Below are 23,814 nucleotides of genomic sequence, written 5' to 3' on the forward strand. Positions count from 1 at the left end.
TGGTTATAAACTAAAACTCGCCAATAGTGGGTTATGATCAGAAGCGTCCGTTACGGGCGCTTTTGCATTGAGCAGTGTTAAACCACGATAAAAAAGATGATCAAGCACCAAGCCCGTCACAAACTGAACACGGTGATCGGGTTCGAACAACACTTCCTTCAAACCCACACGATTTAATGCAGCGGTTAATGTGTCCATTCTTGCTTGACTCCAGCTATTAAAATCGCCACCGACAATCACTGGCCCTTGATGTGTTTTTAATTGAACGAGTAGCGCTTCCAGCTGATTGGTATACTCTTGCGTTCCATAGGTAAAGTTCACTGCATGCAGGTTTACAACCGCCAGAGTCTGACCATCACTTAAACGATACAGGGCGTAAATCGCCGATTTGGGTAAGCGCAACCAAGGCTCTAATTCGGTGTAAGCACACGCTAATACTGGCATCTGCCTGCCAAGATTTAACACTCCGGCTGATTCACCAAAAACACGAAAAGCATCCGCTTGCGTCCCCCCCCACTGCTTTTGGCTGATCCACTCTTTCAATGACAAGGTCATGCTCGTTTCTTGTAGCAACACCAATTGGGCATCTTGGCTGAATTTATCCAGCTCACTTTGCCATGTTGCTCTATTTTGTTTATAGATATTCCAAACCAGTACATTAAGCTGACCACGCACATCAATTGCGCGAGCGTTTGGATTATCGTAACAAATCAGTGGAGATGAAGCGTTTTTCCCATCAATAGTCAACAATTGCGGCGTTGAAGGAATAGTAAAAATAGAGAAAAAACTAATCACAGCCGCGGTAATCAGCAACAGCGGCAAAACAAGCAGATATTTTCTTTTCATAACGTTCAACAAAATTGGTAGGGATGTATTAATAAAGAGACAAAAAAGGAGCCATTGGCTCCCTTCTTCTCGGTGTACGGCTAAATAGCGTCTTCGTCTTCTTCACCGGTACGAATTCGTACCACTCGTTCAATATTAGTAATGAAAATTTTACCATCACCAATTTTTCCCGTTTGCGCCGTCTCAATAATGGTGTCAACGCAGCGATCAGCGACATCGTCAGTCACTACAATTTCAAGCTTCACTTTAGGTAAGAAATCCACCATGTACTCAGCGCCACGGTACAATTCAGTATGCCCTTTCTGACGACCAAATCCTTTTACTTCAGAAACAGTCATACCCGTGATCCCGACTTCAGCTAACGCTTCGCGGACGTCATCAAGTTTAAATGGCTTAATAATGGCTTCGATTTTTTTCATGTTCATCCCTTACACTTTCGTCAATTGGTGGCATTATCTGCTAGCAAAAAAAAACAATCAATAAAAAGCCCAAGCAACGCCTGGGCTGATTGAAACCCGTTCACTGCCATTTACTTAAGACTTGCGAAATAGGCCGCTAAGTTTTCAATATCGGCATCACTGAGCATTGCCGCTTGCGCTTGCATTACGACGGCTAAACCACCATTACGCTCTTTATTCTTGTAGGCTTTAACTGATGAGATAAGGTATTGCTCATTTTGCCCTTTTAGATTTGGATATCCCGGAATAAGGGCTATCCCGTCTGCGCCGTGACACGCCGCGCAGATAGCCGCTTTGGCTTGCCCTGCGGCTGGGTCCCCAGCAAACGCGCTTCCCGCTAACAACGTTAAACCCATAACTATTCCAATCGCGACTTTTTTCATTGCTCCACCTTTATGTCCATATTCATGGTATGTTTTATACGAATTTTGCATGAAAAGCGTTCATTTGTCCCAGATGAGTTCACAATCTTGCCCACTGAAGTCACGATCAACAAATAAATTTGCAATCGCAACCACTTGATTCCGATGCATCAATATTGGCGTTCTTCGTCGTAACCAACTGGGCACGCCATACTCTTGGAACAATTTTTTTAGCTTTCGACTTCCCACTCGTCCGACAGGGCATGCTGCCAGCCCTTCAGGATTAAACGTAACGCTTAATTGATGGCAATTATCAGGCAAGGCTATTTCCTTGCTACCACCATGAGACGATAACCTCAGATTACCTAGTCCATCAGGCAAGGTTAATGATTGATCGGGCACGATCATCGCCTGCCAATCTGAAATGTCTTGATAAGTTTGGATGCAATATAGCTTTTGGTCAAAGCGGCGGATCTCACTTTGCCCTAGTTTAAGACGAGGATTCGCATCAATACGCGCAGACGCCACTTGTTGCCAAATCATCGCTAAATGTTCTTGAGTCGGCATTGGCTCCCCCAATTGAGCAAGCCACATTCTTAGCAATTGATAGCGTGCTAATTCGCTGCGATGAGAAAGCGCGGTAATTGATAAACTACCATCAGGCATTTTTGCCTCTTGCATTGCCTCTTGTAGCAGCTCTTCAAGCAACACCTGCTGCTGAGCACACAATGTCGCACTACGAGCAACCGCTTGGTGAATATGCGGCCAGCGCTGCGTAAGAACTGGCGTGATGTGATGGCGGATAAAATTACGATCAAAACGGGTATCTTGGTTGCTTTCGTCCTCGACCCAATCCAAATTCTGGGTTACGGCAAAGCTTTCGATCTGTACGCGAGTCGCCGCAAGCAAAGGACGGACGATTTTCCCCGCGCCAAATGGCATCGCTTGTGCCATCGAAGAGAGTCCTTTGGGTCCACTACCACGCTTTAACGCGAGCAAAAATGTCTCGATCTGATCATCGCTATGCTGTCCAGTTAGTAACAAATCGTCAGTGTTAATGTATTTCGCTAAAACTTGGTAACGCGCCGTACGCGCCAATGACTCCACACTTTCACCGCTAGCGGTATCGAGTTGCACCCGTTCAATAAAAAAAGGGATCGCGACGTGTTGGGCCCAGCGCTGGCACTGTTTGGCCCACGCATCTGCATGTTGACTTAATCCATGATGAACATAAACAGCGCAGCACTCACAGGAGGTTTCGTCACGATATTGCGCCAATAGTTCAAGCATCACCCGCGAGTCCATGCCACCACTAAAACCCAAGACTAATTGGCTGCTTGCTAAGCGATGACGATTGATAACGTGTGAAAATAGCGAATAAAGTTCAGACATGGGTTTTCAGTGCTAAGAGGAATTGATGCCAGTTTACCTTGAAACGCGCCAAGCAAACCAGCCTTGAAATCGGGCAGATAAAAAAGGGCTGGACAGAATCCAACCCTTTTTATTTATTGTCCGCTCTGCTGTTTAGCAGTAGCCGTAGTTCATCAAACGTTGATAACGACGAGCCAATAATGCTTCTTCATTCAGCGGCTCTAAATCAGCAAGCTGTTTTAGCAGTGTTGCTTTCATGTTGGCGGCCATTTGTATTGGATCGCGATGCGCGCCACCTAATGGTTCTTCGATAATTTCATCAATCAGCTCAAGCTCTTTTAAGCGAGGAGCGACTAAGCCCATAGCTTCAGCCGCTTGCGGCGCTTTATCTGAATCTCGCCACAAGATTGAAGCACATCCTTCTGGCGAAATTACCGCATAAGTGGAATATTGCAGCATGTTCACGTAGTCACCCACGCCAATCGCTAAAGCGCCACCAGAGCCACCTTCACCGACAACATTACAAATAACTGGCACTTTCAAGCCTGACATCACTTTTAGGTTTGTAGCAATCGCTTCAGATTGGCCACGTTCTTCAGCGCCAACACCAGGATAAGCACCTGCGGTATCAATGAAGGTAATAATAGGCATGCCAAAACGTTCAGCCATTTTCATCAAACGTAGCGCTTTGCGATAGCCTTCTGGTTTTGGCATTCCGAAGTTACGTCTTACTTTCTCTCTCGTTTCACGTCCTTTTTGGTGACCAATCACCATCACCGGACGTCCTTCTAAACGAGCAATGCCGCCGACAATCGCTTTGTCATCAGCAAAAGCGCGATCACCAGCCAACTCGTCAAACTCAGTGAAGACATGGTTGATGTAATCAAGCGTGTAAGGGCGTTGTGGATGGCGTGCCAATTGAGCCACTTGCCATGCCCCTAAATCACCAAAGATTTTCTTCTTAAGCTCTAAGCTTTTCTTTTCTAGCTGTTCGATCTCTTTGTCGAGATCAACGGACTTATCACCACCATGGCGAGACACGTCGCGTAGCGCCTGAATTTTAGCCTCAAGTTCAGCAATTGGTTTTTCAAATTCTAGAAAATTTAGGCTCATCTACCGATCCTTTTATACTCAGCGTTCAACATATTTGACGCCAAATTTTAGTTAAATTCGAGTTCTACCTGATCTTTGCCAAGTAGCTGTTTCAATTCGTCTAACAATGTATCACTTGGGGTTACACGCCACTGCGTACCAAGAGTGAGTCGCACTCTCGCCTCTGCGCGTTGGTAGTATACATTGACAGGTATAGTCCCTGCTCGGTGAGGCTCTAAGATCTGACTAAAGCGCTCAAAAAACTGGCTGTCTATCTGTGATTGTTCAATCGATATCGACAAGCCACGGGCATATTTTTCACGCGCACTGCCCAAGTCCATGACTTCGCGCGCCGACATTTTAAGGCCACCATTGAAGTCATCAAAGCTGACCTGTCCAGAAATCACTAAAATTCTATCTTTTTCTAACAGCTCTGCATACCGCTCTAACGCATCAGAGAATAACATCACTTCCATACGTCCTGAACGATCATCTAACGTCATGATGCCAATCCGCGTGCCACGCTTGGTGGTCATGACTTTAGCCGCAATCACTAACCCCGCTAAAGTGACGGATTGATCGCGTCGCGTTGGCGTGGCATCTTTTAGTCGACAACTGGTGTACTTCGCAAGTTCCTTAATATGTGCGTTTATTGGATGCCCGGTCAAATAAAGGCCCAATGTATCGCGCTCACCTTCAAGCCAAACTTTCTCAGGCCACTCGGGGACTTGCGTATATTTATGTTCTACTTCTTCTGGCGCATCAGTCAATACACCAAACATATCAACCTGACCAAAGGCTTCAGCTTGGTGGAATTGGCTGGCCGCTTTCACAGCATCATTTAATGAGGCCATCATTGCAGCACGGTGTGGGCCTAAACGATCCAAAGCACCCGCATAAATAAGCTTTTCAATCACACGCTTATTGACTTTTTTCAGATCAATTCTGGCGCAAAAATCAAACAAATCTTTAAAATAGCCGCCTGCTGTGCGCGCTTCTAAAATCGCTTCAATCGGTCCTTCACCCACACCTTTGATCGCGCCAATACCATAGACAATTGCGCCATTTTCATCGACGTTAAAGCGGTACAAGCCGGCGTTAATATCCGGTGGTAACACTTTAAGATTCATACGCAAACATTCATCCACTAAGCCAACCACCTTTTCGGTGTTGTCCATGTCGGCCGTCATTACGGCCGCCATAAATTCGGCTGGGTAGTGGGTTTTTAACCATAAGGTTTGATAAGAAACCAGAGCATAAGCCGCAGAGTGCGATTTATTAAACCCGTAACCGGCGAATTTTTCTACTAAGTCGAAGATTTTCATCGACAATTCGCCATCCACGCCGTTTTTTATCGAACCTTCTTCAAAAATCGCCCGCTGCTTGGCCATCTCTTCTGGCTTTTTCTTACCCATCGCACGGCGCAGCATATCCGCGCCGCCTAATGTGTATCCGGCTAGGACTTGGGCGATCTGCATCACTTGCTCTTGGTACAAGATGATGCCGTAGGTTGGGTCTAGAATTTCTTTTAATGACTCATGTTGCCATTTTTCATCTGGGTAGGAGATCGCCTCTCGGCCATGTTTACGGTCGATAAAGTTATCCACCATCCCAGATTGCAAAGGCCCAGGGCGAAACAGGGCCACTAGTGCAATGATATCTTCGAAGCAGTCTGGCTGGAGACGTTTGATCAGATCTTTCATGCCGCGCGATTCTAACTGGAATACCGCCGTGGTTTCAGAATTTTGCAATACACGAAATGAAACTGGGTCTTCTAACGGGATAGCTTCAATACGAACGGGCTCTTTGCCTTCTCGTTGTAAGCGCGGGTTAATCAGCCCTAGAGCCCAATCGATAATGGTTAAGGTGCGTAAACCTAAGAAGTCAAACTTGACTAAGCCTGCGGTTTCAACATCGTTCTTATCAAATTGAGTGACGGGGAAATGCCCTTCAGCATCCGCATAAATCGGCGAAAAGTCGGTAATGGTGGTTGGGGAGATCACCACCCCACCCGCATGCTTACCGGCGTTACGCGTGCAACCTTCTAGAATTCGGCACTTATCAATCAGCTCTTTGACGTCTTCGTCATTGTTGTACAGCTCAGGTAACGCGGGTTCAGCCTTAAACGCCTTTTCGAGTGTCATTCCTGGATCTAGTGGAATAAGCTTTGAAATACGGTCGACAAATCCAAACGGATGACCAAGCACGCGTCCCACGTCACGAATGACCGCTTTGGCAGCCATAGTACCAAAGGTGATGATCTGTGATACCGCATCACGACCATACATTTCAGCAACGTGATCAATAACTTGGTCACGTTTATCCATACAGAAATCGACGTCAAAATCGGGCATTGATACCCGTTCTGGGTTCAAGAAACGTTCGAAAAGTAAATCATATTGTAGTGGATCTAAATCGGTGATTTTGAGCGCGTAAGCCACCAATGAACCCGCACCCGATCCGCGCCCCGGTCCCACCGGAATATCGTTATCTTTTGACCACTGGATGAACTCCATCACAATCAAGAAATAACCGGGGAATCCCATGTTATTAATTACTTCGAGCTCAATTTGCAGCCGTTCATCATATTCAGGGCGACGTTGTGCGCGAACCTCAGGATCGGGGAACAGAAATTCAAGACGCTCTTCAAGGCCTTCTTGTGATTTCATCACCAAGTATTCGGTTTCTTTCATTCCTTCCGTTGGGAAGGCGGGCAAGAAATATTCCCCCAAACGGACGGTAACATTACACCGTTTGGCAATCTCAACACTGTTTTGCAGCGCTTCAGGAATGTCGGCAAACAGCTCACACATTTCAGCTTCGGTGCGCAAATATTGCTGTGGGCTGTAATTTTTTGGCCGACGAGGATCTTCCATGGTGTAGCCATCATGAATCGCTACTCGAATTTCATGCGCTTCAAAAAACTCTTCGCTGAGAAACACCACTTCATTGGTTGCAACGACGGGCAGATCGTTATTTTCAGCCAATTCTAGAGCAAAGTGCAGATAGCTCTCTTCGTCGGCTCGCCCTGTGCGAGTCAATTCAAGGTAAAAACGATCGACAAAATGAGTTTGATAAAACTCGAGACATTTATCGACTAACGCCTGATTACCTTTAAGCAGTGCTTTGCCTATTTCACCACTTTTTCCACCCGAAAGCACAATCAAGCCTTCGGCATATTTCACTAGCCACGCTTTATCAATCACAGGTAGGTGTTGCACATGACCGCGTAGATAAGCATCGGAGATCAGTAAGGTCAGATTTTTGTAACCAACATTATCACTCGCTAGAACCGTCAGCTTGGTGAGCTCATCACCAAACTCCTCGGATTGCATGACAAAATCTGCACCGATAATCGGCTTTACCCCACAGTTATGAGCGGTACCATAAAATTTGACCAAACCACATAAGTTCGTGAAGTCGGTCAACGCTACGGCAGGCATCCCCATCTCGGCCACTTTTTTCACAAGCGGTGGCACTTTGGACAAGCCATCGATCATAGAAAAGTCGCTGTGGACACGAAGGTGGACAAACTTTGGTTCTGGCATGCAATAAAATCCTAGATGCTAGGTTTGGTACAAGATTTGGCGGTTATTCTACGCGAATCTGCTCGTGGCTGACACCCGCAATTAGTCAATTCCCAGCACGCGTTTCACTGGCTTAAAGCTTTTACGGTGCTCTGCAATGACGCCATGTTGTTCGATCGCGGCAAAATGCGCTTTAGTTGGATAGCCCTTATGTTGAGCAAAGCCAAATTGTGGGTACAATTTATCGAGCGCTTCCATCTCTTTATCGCGTACCACTTTAGCAATGATTGAGGCGGCGCTGATTTGCGCCACACGCATATCACCCTTGACGACTGCGATACCATGCATCGGTAATTGTGGGACACGGTTGCCATCAATTAAAACCAAATCAGGTTGAATCGCTAGACCTGCAATCGCGCGTTGCATCGCCACCATAGTCGCTTGAAGAATATTAAGCTCATCAATTTCAGCTGGTGAACAGCGGCCAACAGACCAAGCGAGCGCCTTTTGTTGAATTTCAGGAAAAAGCGCTAGGCGTTTTTTTTCTGATAACTTTTTCGAGTCGGCCAAACCTTTAATCGGATTATTCGGATCCAAGATTACTGCGGCAGTCACAACATCACCCACTAATGGGCCTCGCCCTACTTCATCGACTCCGGCAATCAGATGATATCCTTGCGGGTATTCAAAGGGAGGAAGTTCTTTTTCTGCCATGATCATGCTTTTCCTATCAAGGTCAAAACCGCTTGTGCGGCTTGTTGATCGGCACCTTTGCGGATCCAGTGATGCATTTCAGTAAAACGTTCAATTAAAGAGGAATTATCACGGCTGAGCATGCTATCGACCGCAGGAAACAGATGTTGCGGGTCGCATTCATCAAGAATGAACTCAGGAACCAGTTCTTCTCCGGCTAAAATATTGGGTAGTGAAACAAATTCGGTTATCGCAAGCTTCTGAACCAACCATCCGGTGAGCCAGTTCACTTTGTATCCCACCACCATCGGCCGTTTGAGCAACATGCACTCCAGTGCGACTGTGCCAGAGGCAAGCAGCACAGCATCTGCGGCCGTGATGACATTGCGCGCGGTGTCTTCAATAATAGCAAAATCGAGCTCTGGGGCGATCTCCTGCCAAATGGTTTCAAACTGCTGTTTACGTTTAGGATTGACGGCGGCTACCACAAAACCAATATCAGGGTATTTCTGTTTGATTTGTCGACATGTTTCAATAAATGGCTTGGCAATTAAACCGACTTCTCCCCCTCGGCTACCGGGTAGCACAGCCAGCCACTGTTTATCTGTCTCTAATTTCAACAGTTCACGAGCGGCAATTTTATCGGGTTGCAGTGGAATGGCATCGGCCAGTGTATGGCCGACAAATTCGCACGCAACCTGATACTTGTCGTAAAACGCTTTTTCAAACGGAAGAAATGCCAACACTAGATCGGTCGCCGCATCGATTTTAAAAATACGTTTGGGACGCCATGCCCATACAGATGGGCTCACATAGTGGACGGTTTTGATGCCCGCTTTTTTGAGATCAAGCTCTAGTCGTAAATTAAAATCTGGTGCATCAATACCAACAAACACATCCGGCGGATTGGCTTTAAAATACTTCACCAACTGCGCTTTAACTTTCAGTAAACGCGGTAAGCGGCCAAGCACCTCAACCAGACCCATCACGGCTAGCTCTTCCATATCAAATAAAGATTCACAACCTTGAGCAATCATCTTAGGGCCACCAATACCGACAAATTGTGCATTGGGGTATTGCTGCTTGATGGCTTGAATGAAGCCTTCTCCTAATGTATCGCCAGAAAGCTCTCCGGCAACAATACCGATTCTTAGGGGATTTTCATGTGAGTGCATATCATTTCCTAACAGAATCCGCTCAGCCGTTATGCGGCGTCAAAAAGACAAAAGATCGCTAAAAAAGTAGCGATCTTCGGATATTAATAGAAACTCAGTGGTGAACTAACGAATAATGCCACGCTCAGTTTTTTCTAGTAAATCAGTAAAACGCTGAATCGATGGGTACTCTTTCGCCATCTCAACCAATATAGGTAAGACTTCTGCTTGCGTTTTACCTGATCGGTAAATTTCTTTATACGCTTTTTGTAGCGCGCGAATTTCGGCTTTTTCAAAACCATTTCGCTTCAAACCAACAAGGTTAAGGCCAAATGGTGAAGCATGGTTACCTTGTGCTAACACGTAAGCAGGGACATCTTGCACCACAGCAGAACAACCACCGATATAGGCATAAGCACCAACGCTACAGAAAGGATGAATCGCCGACAACGCCATAACACCAGCATAGTCACCGACCGTCACATGGCCGCCAAGAATTGCGTTGTTACCAATATGCGTATGATTACCAACAATCACATCGTGCGCAATATGGGCATTCACACACAATAGGTTGTCGTTGCCAACAACTGTTTGTGTTTTATCTTGCATAGTACCACGGTGAATTTGCACCGCTTCACGAATAACATTGCGATCACCAATGACAACTCGCGTATCTTCACCACCATACTTCTTATCTTGGTTCTCTTCGCCAATGACGGCGTGAGGGAAAATACGGTTCTCTTCACCAATGACGGTGTTTCCTTTGATGACCACATGCGACATCACTTCCGTACCTTGGCCAATGCTTACCCCAGAGGTGATGTAAGTAAATGGACCAACCGTGACGTTAGCTCCGATGATAGCGCCATCTTCAACCACCGCACTTGGGTGGATTTGTGCAGTTTCATGAATCATATTAAAACTCTCTACGAGCACATTTCATTTCAGCTGAACACACAACTTCACCATCAACTTTCGCTACGCCATTAAACAACGCAATACCACGACGCTCTTTAATGAACTGAACTTCGATGATCAGTTGGTCGCCAGGGCCTACAGGTTTACGAAACTTCGCATTATCAATACTAGCAAAGTAATACAATTCGTTATCTTTCGGTGCCCCAAAGGTTTTGAATGCTAGTAGGCCCGTTGCTTGTGCCATTGCTTCTAAAATCAGCACACCTGGAAAAATAGGTAACTGCGGAAAATGACCAGTGAACTGAGGTTCATTAACTGACACATTTTTCAAGCCAACAAGGTATTTGCCTTCTTCAAAGTCAATTACACGGTCAATCAACAGAAATGGGTAACGGTGAGGAAGCAGCCTCTGAATTTCAGTGATGTGCATCGTTTTCGTTTCAGTCGTCAAAGTCATATTCCTATACAGTAAAACTTTCAAAAATTATTTGGCATTATAGACGAAAAAGACTCGCAATTGGCGAGCCTAATCGGGAAAAAGTAGAATTAGGATTCCGCTTCCTGCTCTAAGTACTTTTCAAGTGCTTTAAGTCGCTTGTGCATATCTTCGATACGGTGAACGCGAGCGGCAGTTTTACGCCATTCTTTGTTCGGTTGCAACGGAATACCAGAAGAGAACATGCCTTTCTCGGTGATGCTACGCATCACCATCCCCATGCCAGTAATAGTGACCCCATCGACAATCTCGATATGGCCATTGATCACCGCACCGCCACCAATAATGCAATATTTACCTATGTGGGTGCTGCCAGCAATGATGGTACCGCCAGCAATTGCAGTGCCATAGCCAATACAGACGTTATGTGCAATCTGTAATTGGTTATCGAGAATGACGTTATCTTCAATAATCGTGTCATCTAATGCGCCACGATCAATTGTCGTGCAGGCACCGATTTCAACTCGATTACCGATCCGGACTGTGCCAATTTGCGGAATTTTAATCCACTCACCTTTCTCATTGGCATAGCCAAAACCATCAGAACCAATCACGGCACCTGACTGAATAAGGCACGCCGAGCCAATTTCCACTTCGTGGTAAACGCTGACATTTGCCCACAACTGGGTGTTAGCGCCAATTTTGGCGTTTTTACCGATGAAACAGCCAGCACCAATGGAGACGTTATCGCCCAGTTGTACGCCCGTCTCAATGACCGCGTTTGCACCAATAGAAACGTTCTGCCCTAGCTGGGCATCCGGTGCCACAACCGCAGAAGAGCTGATATCACTCGCAGGTCGCGGTGTAGTGTCCAGCGCTTGCGCCACCTTTGCAAAAGCAACGTATGGATCAGCGACGACCAATACATTGGTTGTACACAATTCACGTTCACTAGCCTTGACCATAATCACCGTTGCGCGGCATTGACCAAGGTGTTTGGTATATTTGGGATTAGAGAGGAAAGTTACGTAACCTTCCTGCGCCTTATCCATAGGTGCAACAGCGGAAACTGTCGCAGAGCCATCACCAAATAGCTCTCCCTCGGTGATGGTTGCCAATTCGGCTAAAGTCAGTTTTGCCATAATAATATTATTTTAGTTGTTTAATTACTTTCTCTGATAGGTTGTAGTCCGGCTTACCATATTGCATAGCTTGCACGTCAACAACGATGTCATAACCTTCTTTTTCCGCAACTTTCTTCACTGCGTCTTGAATCACCATGAAGAGTTTTTGCTTCTCTTCACTCTCACGACGCGCTGAAGCTTGCTCTAACGCTTGCGCTTTGATTTTGTACTTACTGTCTAATTGACCAATTTCAATACGCAGCTTCTCGATCTCATCTTGACCTAGCAGTTCGCCATCACGTTTAAGTTTTTCAATTTTGGTTTTTGCTTCAGCTTGAATTGACTGTAGCTCTGCCCCTTTATCTTTAAACTCTTCTTGTAATTTTTGCAGCACAACTTCTCGTTGAGGTAATGCTTGGAATACTTGCGCGGTATTAATGTAACCTACTTTCTGCGCCGCCTCAGCGGCTTGCGCAAAAAATGATGAACTCAGTACAACTAGGCCCAATCCTGCCGCTTGAATCGCTTTTTTCAAAATACTTTCCTCTAATTAGAATGTTCTGCCGATCGTGAAAGTGAAGAACTCTTCATTATCACCTTCATAAATTTTAATAGGTTTGGCAATTGAAAATACCAATGGCCCCATAGGTGACATCCACTGCAGTGCCGCACCATAAGAAGCACGATAATTCATTGGATCTGAATAATCGTAATAGTACTGATCACCATATCCGAGTTTGACATCTTGGTAATCAAACTCTGTATCCCAGACACTCGCCATGTCCACAAAGATACTGGTACGAATTTGGCTGCGCGCTTCATCGGAAGCAAATGGCGTCGGGACAATTAACTCAACACTGGCTAGCGCAACCGCGTTACCACCAACTGAGTCATCTGTTGCGCTATAGCAACGGTTGTTGCCACCATTATTACCATTACAACCCGTCGCATCGTTATAAATCGCTTTCGGTCCTGCCGAGTTAGAGCCAAAACCACGTAACGTGGTAAAGCCACCAGAATAATAGTTTTCATAAAATGGGAACAAGTTATCGTTACCATCCGTTTTTCCATAACCGTTACCGTATCCTAAGCGTCCTCTTAGCAAGAGTGAAAACTCATGTTTTTTAGTTAATGGGAAATACTGGCGGACATCGTACTGCGCTTTGAAATACTTTACGTCTGAACCTGGCACTGTCATCTTGTAAAAAGCACGTTGATGATTCCCCGCGGTTGGGAATACACCACGGTTTAAATTATTGCGCGTCCATGAAATATTGATGTCAAAGTCATTGGTGATCAAACTGCCATCATCGCTACGGTTACTCGCTTGAGACTGTAAGAATTGACTAACTTGCACATACTCATCGATATTACCGATCTTGTTGTGCGTATAACCGATACCGAGGTCAAAACGGTTTAATTCGTCAAATGGGAAACCCCACGTTAAACTTGTGCCGTAACTTTCATTGGTATAATCAACAATACCAGCTTCAGAAGCCTCAAACTGGTTATAGAAAATCTTACCACCCAAACTGACACCATCAAGGTTCCAATAGGGATCACGGTAATCTAAACTGATGTTCTTTTGATAGTCGTTCATCATGGCATTGATGCCAACTCGATTACCTGAACCAATGAAGTTGTCTTGTTGTAAACCAACCTGAAAACTCACGCCTGATTCTGTACCATAACCGACACCAAAGTTAACACTACCTGAGTTGGCCTCTTTCACGTTGTACACCAGATCGACTTGGTCTTCACTACCAGGTACACGTACGGTTTGCACATCCACTGTTTCAAAGAAGCCAAGACGGTTCAAACGGCTCTTACCCGTATCAATCGCTTTAGAGCTCAGCCAACTGCCTTCCATTTGACGCATTTCGCGGCGCAAAACTTCATCTTTGGTTGAGTTATTACCGACAAAGCGAATATCACGGACATAGATACGCTTACCCGCTTCCACATGAACAACCAAGGAAACTTCTTGCGTTTCATCATTAAATTCTGGGATGGTTCGAACTTGAGGATAAGCATAGCCAGCTTCACCCAATACTCGTTTTACATCTTCTTCAAGCTTGGTCACCAGTGAGCCGTTATAGGTTTCCTCGGCTTCAAACGGGATCAAAGCGGTAAATTCAGCCTCTTTGCCAATCAGCTCTCCGCGGAATTTAACGTCTTTGATTTTATAAGGCTGACCTTCGCTAATGCCTAAAGTGATATAAACGCCTTTTTTATCAGGAGAAATAGCAACTTGTGTGGAATCGACTTGAAACTTTAAGTAGCCACGGTCGAGGTAGAAAGAGCGCAAAGCTTCAATATCAGCGGCTAAGACCTGCTTTTGGTATTTATCATCAGAGAGGAAATTCCACCACGCCACATCGACATTCAAATTGAAGCGTGACAGTAAATCTTGGTCACTAAACACTTCATTGCCAATAAAGTTGATTTGCTGGATTTTCGCAGAAACCCCTTCACTGAACACAAATTTAAGGTCAGCACGGTTGCGAGGTAAAGGTGTCACCACCGCTTTTACGGTCGCGTTGTACTTACCCACGCTGTAGTAAAAATCTTCCAACCCCTTTTCAATGTTGCTCAAGGTCGTACGATCAAGCGCCTCACCGATGCGGATATTGGATGCATCAAGATTCTGCTGCAACTGCTCTTCTTTGATCGCTTTATTTCCAGAGAAGGAAACACTTGCAATGGTTGGACGTTCTTTAACCTGAACGATCAGAACGTTGTTGTCTCGTAATACTTTGATGTCTTCAAAGTTGCCCGAAGTGTAAAGTGCTTTGATAATATCCGCGACATCTTGTGCATCAACGGTATCGCCAATTCGAACGGGCATTTTAAGCAATGCGGCGCCGAGCGCAACGCGTTGAAGCCCTTCAATTTGAATATCCTGCACTACGAAATTCTCGGCACTATGTGCTGAGAGGCTGGTTGCCAATAGTGTCGCGAAAAGGATCTGTTTCATTGCCATATTTATTCTTGTTATTCCTTGCTACAACTTCTGCCTAATGGTTACAAATCACAGGCGACTAAAATCATTAAATATTGCCACAGCCATCAAAGAAAAGATGATCGCCCCACCAATTCGGTATCCCATTTCTTGAATCTTCTCTGGGACAGGACGACGAATAACGGCTTCAATTGCAAAAAACAGTAAGTGTCCGCCATCTAACATTGGCAGTGGTACTAGATTGATAATGCCTAAGTTGACACTAATCAGAGCCAGAAAACCCAAGAAATAGACCAAACCATAGTCAGCGGTAGTTCCAGCTCCTTTGGCAATCGAAATCGGCCCACTCAGATTATTCAACCCCACATCACCGACCACCAGTTTTTTCAACATGCTGACGGTTAAGTTGATCACTTGCTGTGTTTTTTCAACCGCTTTTCCGACTGATTCAAATACACCATATTGCAGCTCAAATCGATAACTTTCCGGCCATTCTGCGACTTTAGGAGCGATTCCCGCAAAACCTATCGTTTTGCCTTGCGGTAACTCACGAACGTCAGGCGTAAGCTCGATAGTCAAGCGTTGTTCATCACGCACAACAACCAATGAAACTGGCTGATTGGGATGGCTTTGTATCAACGCCACAACTTGCTGCCAATGGTTTATCTTCGCACCGTTGGCTTCGATCAAGGTGTCCCCAACTTCTAACCCGGCCTTCTCTCCGGCGCTGCCTTGAGAAACATTGGTTAGCGTCAGCGATATTTCAGGGACAAATGGTTTAAAACCTAACGCTCCCATAGCAGACTCTGTTTCTGGGTTAAAGTTCCAAGAACGGATATCTAATGTTTTGATTTCATCCACACCAATTTCATTATTGGTTCCGACGGTGAGCGTTAATTGTTCATCACCAATATGGCTAATCAGCCCCATATTGACCGATTCCCAATCTAAGGTATTCACTCCTGAGACTGCTTTGATCTGCATTCCTGACTCTAAACCCGCTTGAGCGGCGATCGATTGCGGGGCAATTTCGCCAATCACAGGTTTTACCGCTGGGACGCCAATTAAGAACACGAGCCAATAGGCAAAAATGGCGAAGAAAAAGTTAAAAGCAGGCCCAGCACTCACGACAGCGACACGTTTCCACAATGGTTTTTGGTCAAAAGCTAAGGGTTTTAATTCAGCTGGAACATCATCAACACGGCTATCGAGCATTTTAACGTAGCCGCCGAGAGGAATAATTGAGAGGTTGTACTCGGTGCCATCTTTGGCTACTCGGCTCCAAAGTGATTTACCAAAGCCAATGGAAAATTTTTCGACTTTAATTCCGCAGCGACGTGCTACCCAAAAATGACCAAATTCATGCACAGCAACCAATATACCTAACGCAATGATGAAAGAGACGAAATTCCACAAAATACCACTCATAATAAATGCTCTTGTATGATTTGCTGGGCAATAGTGCGCGCCATTCTATCGAGCTCTAACAAGCTTTCCAAGTCATAGCAATGTAACTGAGTATGTGCTGCACACACTTTTGACAATACACGTTCATTAACTTGTGCGATATCGGTAAAACGAATTTGCTTATTTAAAAAAGCTTCAACGGCTATTTCGTTGGCTGCATTTAAAGAGGTGGTGGCATGTTGCCCTTGATAGCAAGCATCAATCGCCAATCCCAAACAAGGATAACGCTCGTAGTCCACATCCATAAAACTCAAATTACTTAATTTGGTAAAATCCAGTGCCGGAACCCCCGCAGTAATGCGTTCTGGATAAGAGAGAGTTAAAGCAATTGGCGTGGACATATCGGGTTCCCCCATTTGCGCAAGCACCGAACCATCGCGGTACTGCACCATAGAGTGGATCACCGATTGTGGGTGGATTAACACTTTTAATTGCTGTTTCGATGCATTAAACAGCCACTTAGCTTCAATATATTCCAAACCTTTGTTCATCATAGTGGCGGAATCAACCGAAATTTTCGGCCCCATCGACCAGTTAGGATGAGCAATCGCTTGCTGTGGTGAAACATCTGCTAACGTGGATAAATCACTGTAGCGAAAAGGGCCGCCAGAGCCCGTGAGCAGAATATGTTGCACACCATGTTCTTGTAAATCACAGCGACCCAAAGAGCCTTGAATTTCAGGGGGTAAGCATTGAAAAATCGCGTTATGTTCGCTATCGACAGGGAGCAATTCCGCACCGTGTTTTTCGACCGCATCAATAAACAACTGGCCAGACATCACCAAGGCTTCTTTGTTTGCCAACAAAACACGCTTGCCCGCCTTTACCGCGGCCATGGTTGGTAACAAACCTGCTGCACCAACAATCGCCGCCATCACCGTATCCACCTCATCTAATGCGGCGACGTGGCACATGGCGTCTTCACCAAATAATACGGTTGTTTTTAAGTTCAATGACTGCAATTGAGCTAAAAGCTCATCCGCCGCCTTTTGGTTTGCCATTACCGCATAAACTGGCTGCCAACGCTGGCATAGCTCACGCATTTTATTGACATTATTTCCCGCGGCTAAAGCCACAACGGAAAAGTGTTCGGGATTTTGAGCCACGACTTTTAATGTGCTTGCCCCAATTGAACCTGTGGCCCCGAGAATCGTTAACTTACGCATAGCAACAACCGTGAATTAAGATTGGGGTAAGACAGCTTAACCCAAGCATTAGAAAATGAAATACAGTAGAGCAAAAACAGGAAATGCAGCCGTCAGGCTATCGATACGATCCAAAACGCCGCCATGCCCAGGAATAATATTACTGCTGTCTTTAATTCCTGAAACGCGCTTAAACATACTTTCGACCAGATCACCGAGCACAGAGATAATCACAGTCGCTAATGTAATACCGACCATCGACAGCGTGTTTGTAAACCGGATATCAAACCAATCAGCAGTAAACCACGCCACAATCAATGCCGTAATAATGCCACCAATCAACCCTTCAATGGTTTTATTTGGACTGACTGCTGGTGCCATTTTGTGCTTACCAAAACTTTTGCCCGCAAAATAAGCGCCACTGTCTGCAGCCCAAACAATTAAGCAGACAAATAGCACCAACTTAGCACCGTGGTATGGCTCACTCAAAAAGGCTTCTGCGCGTAAAAATAGTACGCTCCAGAAAAAAGGAAGTAGTGTAAGCACACCAAAAAGGTGCCTAAGTAGATTGGATTTTTCCCACCATGGACGGGATTTAGGATAGGTAATAGCTAAAAAGCTAGAAAACAGCCACCAAGCCACCCCAACACTTAATATCACATAGTGATTCGAGTTCATGCTGGCTAGGCTAACGGCATCAGGGGAAATTAGTAGGTAACTTGCTCCACCAATAATAATGGCTGGCAACAGCGCCAGATACCTAGATGTCGAATCGATAAACTGCGTCCATTCCCATACACCGACGAGCGCCACAAGGGCCAAAATGGCCATAAATAGGGGGAGTGGCAGTTCAAAAATGCCCAGCATCACCAGTGGAGCTAATATGAGCGCCGTGATAATTCGTTGCTTCAAACTAATGGATCCTTTATTTCTGTTCCATCAATGCCTTAACCTGTTCCCCTGTGCAGCCAAAACGGCGTTCACGGTTAACAAACCAAGTCACTGCTTCAATTAAACTTTCTTCACCAAACTCAGGCCAGTAAATCGGCGTAAAGTACATCTCTGCATAGGCCAATTGCCACAACATAAAATTACTAATACGACATTCACCGCTGGTACGAATGAGCAAATCCACTTCAGGAATATCAGACATCGTTAGCGACTGTGTAATCAGCGTCTCGTCAATCTGATCAGGAGAAAGCTCACCGCTCGCCACTTTGACCGCGATAGAGCGCATTGCTTCTGTGATATCCCATTTTCCGCCATAGTTTGCGGCGATATTAACGACCATGCCACTGTTTGATGAGGTTAACTCTTCTGCCTGAGCTATTTTTGTTTGTAAGCGTGAGCTAAAACGTGTTTTATCACCAATGACTCTAAGACGCAGATTGTTCTTATGCAGCTTTTTTACTTCTGTGGATAGCACAGTAATAAATAACTCCATCAACACGCCCACTTCAGCTTCCGGACGCCGCCAATTTTCACTGCTAAAGGCAAACAAAGTAACGGCTTTAATACCCAATTTCGCTGCAGTAGAAATCGTTCTTCGGACCGCTGCTACACCATTCTTATGACCAAATACACGAGGTTTACCTTGTGCTTTAGCCCAACGGCCATTTCCGTCCATAATGATTGCGATGTGTTGGGGTAATACATCAGATGAGAGGGATGAGTTTTGCATAAGAAATTAATTGATTACCAAACTGATAGGGCAAAATAGCATAAAAAAACGCTGCACTGTGAGCACAGCGTTTTAGAAAGGCTAAAAAGAGCGAATTAAACTTCCATTAACTCTTTTTCTTTTGCAGCAAGAACTTCATCAATTCTCTTAATCGCTACATCGGTAAGTTTTTGAATCTCTTCTTGCGCTTTATGATCTTCGTCTTCAGAGATTTCTTTATCTTTCAGTAGAGCTTTTAAGTCGCCATTGGCATCACGACGAATGTTGCGAACTGCAACGCGACCACCTTCAGCTTCACCACGAACAATTTTCACCAAATTACGACGACGTTCTTCGGTCAGTGGTGGCAGTGGTACACGAATAACCGTACCTGCAGACATTGGGTTTAGACCCAAATCAGACATCAAAATCGCTTTTTCAACTTTTGGCGTCAACTCTTTATCAAAAACAGTGATCGCGAGAGTACGTGCATCTTCAGCTACAACGTTAGCGATTTGATTCAGCGGTGTCGAAGCACCATAGTAATCGACAGAAATGCCGGAGAGTAAACTTGGGTGAGCGCGACCAGTACGTACCTTAGAAAGGTTGTTTTTCAGGGCATCTACGCTCTTATCCATACGCTCTTGAGCGTCTTTCTTGATTTCGTTAATCACAAATATCACCTACTTGTTTTTTTGTTTTGGAGTGATTAGTCAGCGGTGCTAATTAGTGTACCTTCCGCTTCACCCATTACCACGCGACGTAGTGCGCCCGGTTTGTTCATATTAAATACGCGGATTGGCATTTTATGGTCACGCGCTAGCGTAAACGCGGCCAAGTCCATCACTTTTAGCTCTTTTTCAAGCACGGTTGTATAAGACAGCTTATCATACAGTTCTGCGTCTGGGTTTGCCACTGGGTCTGCACTAAATACGCCATCTACTTTTGTCGCTTTTAGAACCACATCCGCTTCAATTTCAATACCGCGCAAACAGGCAGCAGAATCAGTTGTAAAGAATGGGTTACCAGTACCCGCAGAGAAGATCACAACACGGCCTTGACGTAGTTGGCTGATAGCATCGGCCCAATTGTAATCGTCACACACACCTTTAAGAGGAATGGCAGACATCACGCGCGCATTCACATAAGCACGGTGCAAAGCATCACGCATCGCCAAACCATTCATTACGGTTGCCAGCATTCCCATGTGGTCGCCCACAACACGGTTCATGCCCGCTTCAGCAAGACCTGCGCCACGGAATAAGTTACCGCCGCCGATGACAACACCCACTTGAACACCCAGTTCAACCAGTTCTTTTACTTCCTGTGCCATGCGATCTAACACCGCAGGATCAATACCAAAACCTTCTTCGCCTTGTAGCGCTTCACCGCTAAGTTTTAACAGGATACGTTGATAGGCTGGTTTAGGGTTCGTAGTCATGGAGCTTACCTTCCAAATAGAGAGTTGTTAATTAACAGTCATGATTTAAAACTGAATACTGAATTCTAAATCATCACAATTAGTCTCAATATGCCATTCGTAAAAAGACCGCAGCCTTGGCTACGGTCTCTTTCTTAGGCAAAATCGCTAGGATTAACCTTTTTGAACCATTGCAACTTCTTCAGCGAAGCTAAGTTCTTGAGCTTTCTCAATACCTTCACCAACTTCTAGACGTACGAAGTTAGTAACGGTTGCGCCTTTAGCTTTCAGCATTGCGCCAACAGTTTGAGAAGGATCCATGATGAACGCTTGACCAGTAAGTGATACTTCACCTGTGAACTTAGTCATGCGGCCTTCAACCATTTTCTCAGCAATTGCTGCTGGCTTACCAGATTGCATTGCGATTTCGATTTGGATTTCACGCTCTTTAGCCACAACTTCTGCTGGTACATCTTCAGGGTTCACGTACTCAGGTTTTGCAGCAGCAACGTGCATTGCTACGTGTTTGATGGTCTCTTCATCCGCTTCACCAGCAACCACAACACCGATACGGTCGCCATGGCGGTATGAACCTACTTTAGCGCCTTCGATGTAATGAACGCGACGGATAGTGATGTTTTCACCAATTTTAGCAACAAGAGCAATACGTGCTTCTTCAAATTTAGCTTGAAGTGCTGCGATATCTAGACGCTCAGCAAGTGCAACCGCTAGAACTTCGTTAGCAAACGCTAGGAAGCTTGAATCTTTTGCTACGAAGTCAGTTTGGCAGTTCACTTCTAGAAGTGCTGCAAAACCATCAGCTTCTTTAATTAGGATAGTACCTTCAGCTGCGATGTTACCTGCTTTTTTCGCTGCTTTAGCTGCGCCGCTTTTGCGCATGTTTTCAATTGCTAGTTCGATGTCAGCGTTTGCTTCTACAAGCGCTTTTTTACATTCCATCATACCTGCGCCAGTACGCTCGCGCAGTTCTTTTACTAGAGCAGCAGTTACAGTTGCCATTCTCTATTCCTCAGTTGATTCTGGTGGTAAAAATCAGGGGCCGATTGTTTGGCCCCTGATGCTAACTATAACTTGTTCAATGCATCAATCGTGTGACACATATAATCAAGTGTGACTCAGAGCCGCTATTATTCTGCTTCTACGAAACCGTCTTTTGCAGCAGCAAGTGCAGCTGCATCTTTGTTACGACCTTCGTTAACCGTTTCTGCAACAGCATTTAGGTAAAGCTGGATTGCACGGATTGCGTCGTCGTTACCAGGGATAATGTAGTCAACGCCATCTGGGTTAGAGTTAGTATCAACAACAGCGTAAACTGGGATACCTAGGTTGTTTGCTTCTTTAACTGCAATGTGCTCGTGATCTGCATCGATAACGAATAGTGCGTCAGGTAGACCGCCCATATCTTTGATACCACCAAGAGATTTCTCTAGCTTCTCCATTTCACGAGTACGCATTAGAGCTTCTTTCTTAGTTAGCTTATCAAAAGTGCCATCTGTTGCTTGAATTTCAAGCTCTTTTAGACGCTTGATTGACTGACGAACAGTTTTCCAGTTAGTTAGCATGCCGCCCAACCAGCGGTTGTTAACGTAGAATTGGTTGCTTGCGATAGCCGCTTCTTTAACAGCTTCAGATGCTGCGCGTTTAGTACCAACGAAAAGAACTTTACCTTTTTTCTCGCCAACTTTTTGTAGCTCAGCTAGAGCTTCGTTGAACATAGGAACAGTTTTTTCTAAGTTGATGATGTGAACACGGCTACGAGCACCAAAAATGAATGGCTTCATTTTTGGGTTCCAGTAACGAGTCTGGTGACCGAAGTGAACACCAGCTTTTAGCATGTCGCGCATTGATACAGTTGCCATTTAAAAATCCTCTATGGGGTTAGGCCTCCACATTCCCCATGTATCCGACCCCTAACATCTATTCGGTTGTTGCCGATAGTTTTATTGTTGGAGCACCCCGGAACACGTGTCGGAATGTGTGTGATTTAAAGATAATGTGTTTAGAAAGGAAGGTGGGCTTCGTCATTTCAGAAGAAAACGCACTTCGATTCCGGCGCGCTTTATACCATATTTAGCCCTTCTCTGGCTAGAAAAAAATACGACACATCATGGCTTAGGTAAGCTGTAGTTATGCAAACAATTCTTACTTACCGACAGGGATCCCTTGCGATTCATCCATGCACTGCTAGAATAACGCCCATTCGCACAGTTAAGTGCTTAAGAATTAATGCATAGAGAAAGCCGATGTCTGTAAAAATCAAAACTGCTGAAGAAATAGCCAAAATGCGCGTCGCGGGTAAACTGGCTGCCGATGTCCTTGAGATGATTGAACCGCATGTAAAAGTGGGCATCACCACTGAAGAACTTGACCAGATCTGCCACAAGTACATCACTGAAGTACAGCAAGCTATTCCAGCACCATTGAATTACCACGGTTTTCCTAAATCGATCTGTACCTCTATTAATCACATTGTTTGTCACGGTATACCGGCAACTCAAGATACGCAGTATGGGCAATTACAGCGTCCAGCGGTACTGAAAGAGGGTGATATTCTGAACATTGATATCACGGTTATTAAAGATGGCTACCACGGTGATACCTCAAAGATGTTCTTTGTCGGTGAAGTGTCGCCAGCAGATAAGCGCCTATGTCTTGTTGCGCAAGAGTGTCTTTATATCGGCATGAAGAAGGTCAAACCCGGAGTTCAATTGGGTGAGATTGGTACTGCGATCGAAAAACACATTAAAACCAATAATAAAAATAACCCACGCCTTAAATTTTCGATTGTGAAAGATTATTGCGGCCACGGTATTGGCGCTCAATTTCATGAAGAACCACAAGTGGTTCACTATAAAAACGGCGACAGAACCGTACTGCGTGAAGGGATGATTTTCACTATCGAGCCAATGATTAATGCGGGTAAATTTGGTTGCCGCCTTGATGATGAAGACAATTGGACGGTTTACACCGCCGATGGCAAAAACTCAGCGCAGTGGGAACACACCATTTTGGTTACCGCCACTGGCTGTGAAGTGCTGACGCTGCGTGAAGAAGAAACCATTCCGCGTCTGATGCATAACGCCTAATTACATCGAACCAAAACCTTATCAATCAATATCCCTCTTGCAGGGATATTTTTTTATCTGCAGTGATTTGAT

General features: G+C 45.2%; 22 protein-coding genes. 1 reads left to right on the plus strand and 21 read right to left on the minus strand.

Going from position 1 to position 23,814, the window contains the following annotated elements; all coding sequences use genetic code 11:
• Positions 1–3 precede the first annotated feature (3 nt).
• The 21 genes from EXZ60_RS06855 to rpsB all read right to left on the minus strand — a co-directional run bounded on the left by EXZ60_RS06855 (position 4) and on the right by rpsB (position 22,515).
• Positions 4–846 (minus strand): endonuclease/exonuclease/phosphatase family protein, encoded by an 843-nt coding sequence (locus tag EXZ60_RS06855; RefSeq protein WP_277435481.1) that lies wholly within the window; start codon positions 844–846, stop codon positions 4–6.
• Positions 847–926: 80 nt separating this feature from the next.
• A complete protein-coding gene (gene glnB, locus EXZ60_RS06860) occupies positions 927–1,265 on the minus strand; it encodes a nitrogen regulatory protein P-II (protein ID WP_010320105.1) in 339 nt (112 codons plus the stop codon).
• 110 nt (positions 1,266–1,375) lie between these two features.
• Positions 1,376–1,687, minus strand: a complete 312-nt coding sequence (locus EXZ60_RS06865; protein WP_026028528.1) for a cytochrome c — start codon at positions 1,685–1,687, stop codon at positions 1,376–1,378.
• Between the two features lie 60 nt (positions 1,688–1,747).
• Positions 1,748–3,058: a tRNA lysidine(34) synthetase TilS gene (gene tilS / locus EXZ60_RS06870; RefSeq protein WP_277435482.1), complete on the minus strand. Its 1,311-nt coding sequence runs from the start codon at positions 3,056–3,058 to the stop codon at positions 1,748–1,750.
• 132 nt (positions 3,059–3,190) lie between these two features.
• Positions 3,191–4,150, minus strand: a complete 960-nt coding sequence (gene accA, locus EXZ60_RS06875) for an acetyl-CoA carboxylase carboxyl transferase subunit alpha (protein ID WP_013856219.1) — start codon at positions 4,148–4,150, stop codon at positions 3,191–3,193.
• 47 nt (positions 4,151–4,197) lie between these two features.
• The gene (gene dnaE, locus EXZ60_RS06880; RefSeq protein WP_277435483.1) at positions 4,198–7,677 is read right to left on the minus strand and encodes a DNA polymerase III subunit alpha; all 3,480 of its coding nucleotides are present in this window, start codon (positions 7,675–7,677) and stop codon (positions 4,198–4,200) included.
• An 81-nt stretch (positions 7,678–7,758) separates the two neighbouring features.
• Positions 7,759–8,376 carry a ribonuclease HII gene (gene rnhB / locus EXZ60_RS06885; protein ID WP_277435484.1) on the minus strand — a complete coding sequence of 206 codons (618 nt, stop codon included), beginning with the start codon at positions 8,374–8,376 and terminating at the stop codon, positions 7,759–7,761.
• Positions 8,373–9,524, minus strand: coding sequence for a lipid-A-disaccharide synthase (gene lpxB / locus EXZ60_RS06890; protein WP_277435485.1), 1,152 nt, complete (start codon positions 9,522–9,524; stop codon positions 8,373–8,375). The genes rnhB and lpxB overlap by 4 nt, the downstream gene beginning before the upstream one ends.
• Before the next feature lie 105 nt (positions 9,525–9,629).
• Positions 9,630–10,418, minus strand: coding sequence for an acyl-ACP--UDP-N-acetylglucosamine O-acyltransferase (gene lpxA / locus EXZ60_RS06895; protein ID WP_010320113.1), 789 nt, complete (start codon positions 10,416–10,418; stop codon positions 9,630–9,632).
• Between the two features lies 1 nt (position 10,419).
• On the minus strand, positions 10,420–10,851 hold the full coding sequence (gene fabZ / locus EXZ60_RS06900) for a 3-hydroxyacyl-ACP dehydratase FabZ (protein WP_026027636.1): 432 nt from the start codon (positions 10,849–10,851) through the stop codon (positions 10,420–10,422).
• A gap of 116 nt (positions 10,852–10,967) precedes the next feature.
• Complete coding sequence (gene lpxD, locus EXZ60_RS06905) at positions 10,968–11,999, minus strand: UDP-3-O-(3-hydroxymyristoyl)glucosamine N-acyltransferase (RefSeq protein ID WP_115339232.1); 1,032 nt, start codon at positions 11,997–11,999, stop codon at positions 10,968–10,970.
• Between the two features lie 7 nt (positions 12,000–12,006).
• Complete coding sequence (locus EXZ60_RS06910; protein WP_013856212.1) at positions 12,007–12,516, minus strand: OmpH family outer membrane protein; 510 nt, start codon at positions 12,514–12,516, stop codon at positions 12,007–12,009.
• A 15-nt stretch (positions 12,517–12,531) separates the two neighbouring features.
• The gene (bamA, locus tag EXZ60_RS06915) at positions 12,532–14,964 is read right to left on the minus strand and encodes an outer membrane protein assembly factor BamA (protein WP_277435486.1); all 2,433 of its coding nucleotides are present in this window, start codon (positions 14,962–14,964) and stop codon (positions 12,532–12,534) included.
• 48 nt (positions 14,965–15,012) lie between these two features.
• A complete protein-coding gene (gene rseP / locus EXZ60_RS06920) occupies positions 15,013–16,371 on the minus strand; it encodes a sigma E protease regulator RseP (RefSeq protein ID WP_019282311.1) in 1,359 nt (452 codons plus the stop codon).
• Positions 16,368–17,576 carry a 1-deoxy-D-xylulose-5-phosphate reductoisomerase gene (gene ispC, locus EXZ60_RS06925; RefSeq protein ID WP_019282312.1) on the minus strand — a complete coding sequence of 403 codons (1,209 nt, stop codon included), beginning with the start codon at positions 17,574–17,576 and terminating at the stop codon, positions 16,368–16,370. Before ispC ends, rseP begins: the two co-directional genes overlap by 4 nt.
• A gap of 48 nt (positions 17,577–17,624) precedes the next feature.
• Positions 17,625–18,467, minus strand: coding sequence for a phosphatidate cytidylyltransferase (locus tag EXZ60_RS06930; RefSeq protein ID WP_094163817.1), 843 nt, complete (start codon positions 18,465–18,467; stop codon positions 17,625–17,627).
• Positions 18,468–18,480: 13 nt separating this feature from the next.
• Entirely contained in the window at positions 18,481–19,236 is a 756-nt protein-coding gene (locus tag EXZ60_RS06935) for an isoprenyl transferase (protein ID WP_013856207.1), read from the minus strand.
• Positions 19,237–19,331: 95 nt separating this feature from the next.
• Entirely contained in the window at positions 19,332–19,889 is a 558-nt protein-coding gene (gene frr, locus EXZ60_RS06940) for a ribosome recycling factor (protein ID WP_010320122.1), read from the minus strand.
• Between the two features lie 35 nt (positions 19,890–19,924).
• Entirely contained in the window at positions 19,925–20,656 is a 732-nt protein-coding gene (gene pyrH, locus EXZ60_RS06945) for a UMP kinase (protein WP_010320123.1), read from the minus strand.
• Positions 20,657–20,809: 153 nt separating this feature from the next.
• A complete protein-coding gene (tsf, locus tag EXZ60_RS06950) occupies positions 20,810–21,655 on the minus strand; it encodes a translation elongation factor Ts (RefSeq protein WP_013856205.1) in 846 nt (281 codons plus the stop codon).
• Positions 21,656–21,783: 128 nt separating this feature from the next.
• Positions 21,784–22,515 (minus strand): 30S ribosomal protein S2, encoded by a 732-nt coding sequence (gene rpsB / locus EXZ60_RS06955; protein WP_013856204.1) that lies wholly within the window; start codon positions 22,513–22,515, stop codon positions 21,784–21,786.
• A 384-nt stretch (positions 22,516–22,899) separates the two neighbouring features.
• Between rpsB and map the strand changes: the two genes are divergently transcribed.
• Positions 22,900–23,742: a type I methionyl aminopeptidase gene (gene map / locus EXZ60_RS06960; RefSeq protein WP_017044011.1), complete on the plus strand. Its 843-nt coding sequence runs from the start codon at positions 22,900–22,902 to the stop codon at positions 23,740–23,742.
• Positions 23,743–23,814: the final 72 nt, after the last annotated feature.

Origin of the sequence: Vibrio sp. 1151_11 (assembly GCF_029478525.1) — a bacterium.
Classification (GTDB): domain Bacteria; phylum Pseudomonadota; class Gammaproteobacteria; order Enterobacterales; family Vibrionaceae; genus Vibrio; species Vibrio anguillarum.

Excerpts from the sequence above, each read along its gene's own strand:
- pyrH (WP_010320123.1), bottom strand. The coding sequence starts at position 20,656 with ATGACTACGAACCCTAAACCAGCCTATCAACGTATCCTGTTAAAACTT.
- rnhB (WP_277435484.1), bottom strand. The coding sequence starts at position 8,376 with ATGATCATGGCAGAAAAAGAACTTCCTCCCTTTGAATACCCGCAAGGA.
- lpxD (WP_115339232.1), bottom strand. The coding sequence starts at position 11,999 with ATGGCAAAACTGACTTTAGCCGAATTGGCAACCATCACCGAGGGAGAG.
- rpsB (WP_013856204.1), bottom strand. The coding sequence starts at position 22,515 with ATGGCAACTGTATCAATGCGCGACATGCTAAAAGCTGGTGTTCACTTC.
- map (WP_017044011.1), top strand. The coding sequence starts at position 22,900 with ATGTCTGTAAAAATCAAAACTGCTGAAGAAATAGCCAAAATGCGCGTC.
- lpxB (WP_277435485.1), bottom strand. The coding sequence starts at position 9,524 with ATGCACTCACATGAAAATCCCCTAAGAATCGGTATTGTTGCCGGAGAG.
- fabZ (WP_026027636.1), bottom strand. The coding sequence starts at position 10,851 with ATGCACATCACTGAAATTCAGAGGCTGCTTCCTCACCGTTACCCATTT.
- tsf (WP_013856205.1), bottom strand. The coding sequence starts at position 21,655 with ATGGCAACTGTAACTGCTGCTCTAGTAAAAGAACTGCGCGAGCGTACT.
- lpxA (WP_010320113.1), bottom strand. The coding sequence starts at position 10,418 with ATGATTCATGAAACTGCACAAATCCACCCAAGTGCGGTGGTTGAAGAT.
- EXZ60_RS06855 (WP_277435481.1), bottom strand. The coding sequence starts at position 846 with ATGAAAAGAAAATATCTGCTTGTTTTGCCGCTGTTGCTGATTACCGCG.
- glnB (WP_010320105.1), bottom strand. The coding sequence starts at position 1,265 with ATGAAAAAAATCGAAGCCATTATTAAGCCATTTAAACTTGATGACGTC.
- EXZ60_RS06865 (WP_026028528.1), bottom strand. The coding sequence starts at position 1,687 with ATGAAAAAAGTCGCGATTGGAATAGTTATGGGTTTAACGTTGTTAGCG.
- tilS (WP_277435482.1), bottom strand. The coding sequence starts at position 3,058 with ATGTCTGAACTTTATTCGCTATTTTCACACGTTATCAATCGTCATCGC.
- EXZ60_RS06935 (WP_013856207.1), bottom strand. The coding sequence starts at position 19,236 with ATGCAAAACTCATCCCTCTCATCTGATGTATTACCCCAACACATCGCA.
- dnaE (WP_277435483.1), bottom strand. The coding sequence starts at position 7,677 with ATGCCAGAACCAAAGTTTGTCCACCTTCGTGTCCACAGCGACTTTTCT.
- accA (WP_013856219.1), bottom strand. The coding sequence starts at position 4,150 with ATGAGCCTAAATTTTCTAGAATTTGAAAAACCAATTGCTGAACTTGAG.
- bamA (WP_277435486.1), bottom strand. The coding sequence starts at position 14,964 with ATGGCAATGAAACAGATCCTTTTCGCGACACTATTGGCAACCAGCCTC.
- ispC (WP_019282312.1), bottom strand. The coding sequence starts at position 17,576 with ATGCGTAAGTTAACGATTCTCGGGGCCACAGGTTCAATTGGGGCAAGC.
- rseP (WP_019282311.1), bottom strand. The coding sequence starts at position 16,371 with ATGAGTGGTATTTTGTGGAATTTCGTCTCTTTCATCATTGCGTTAGGT.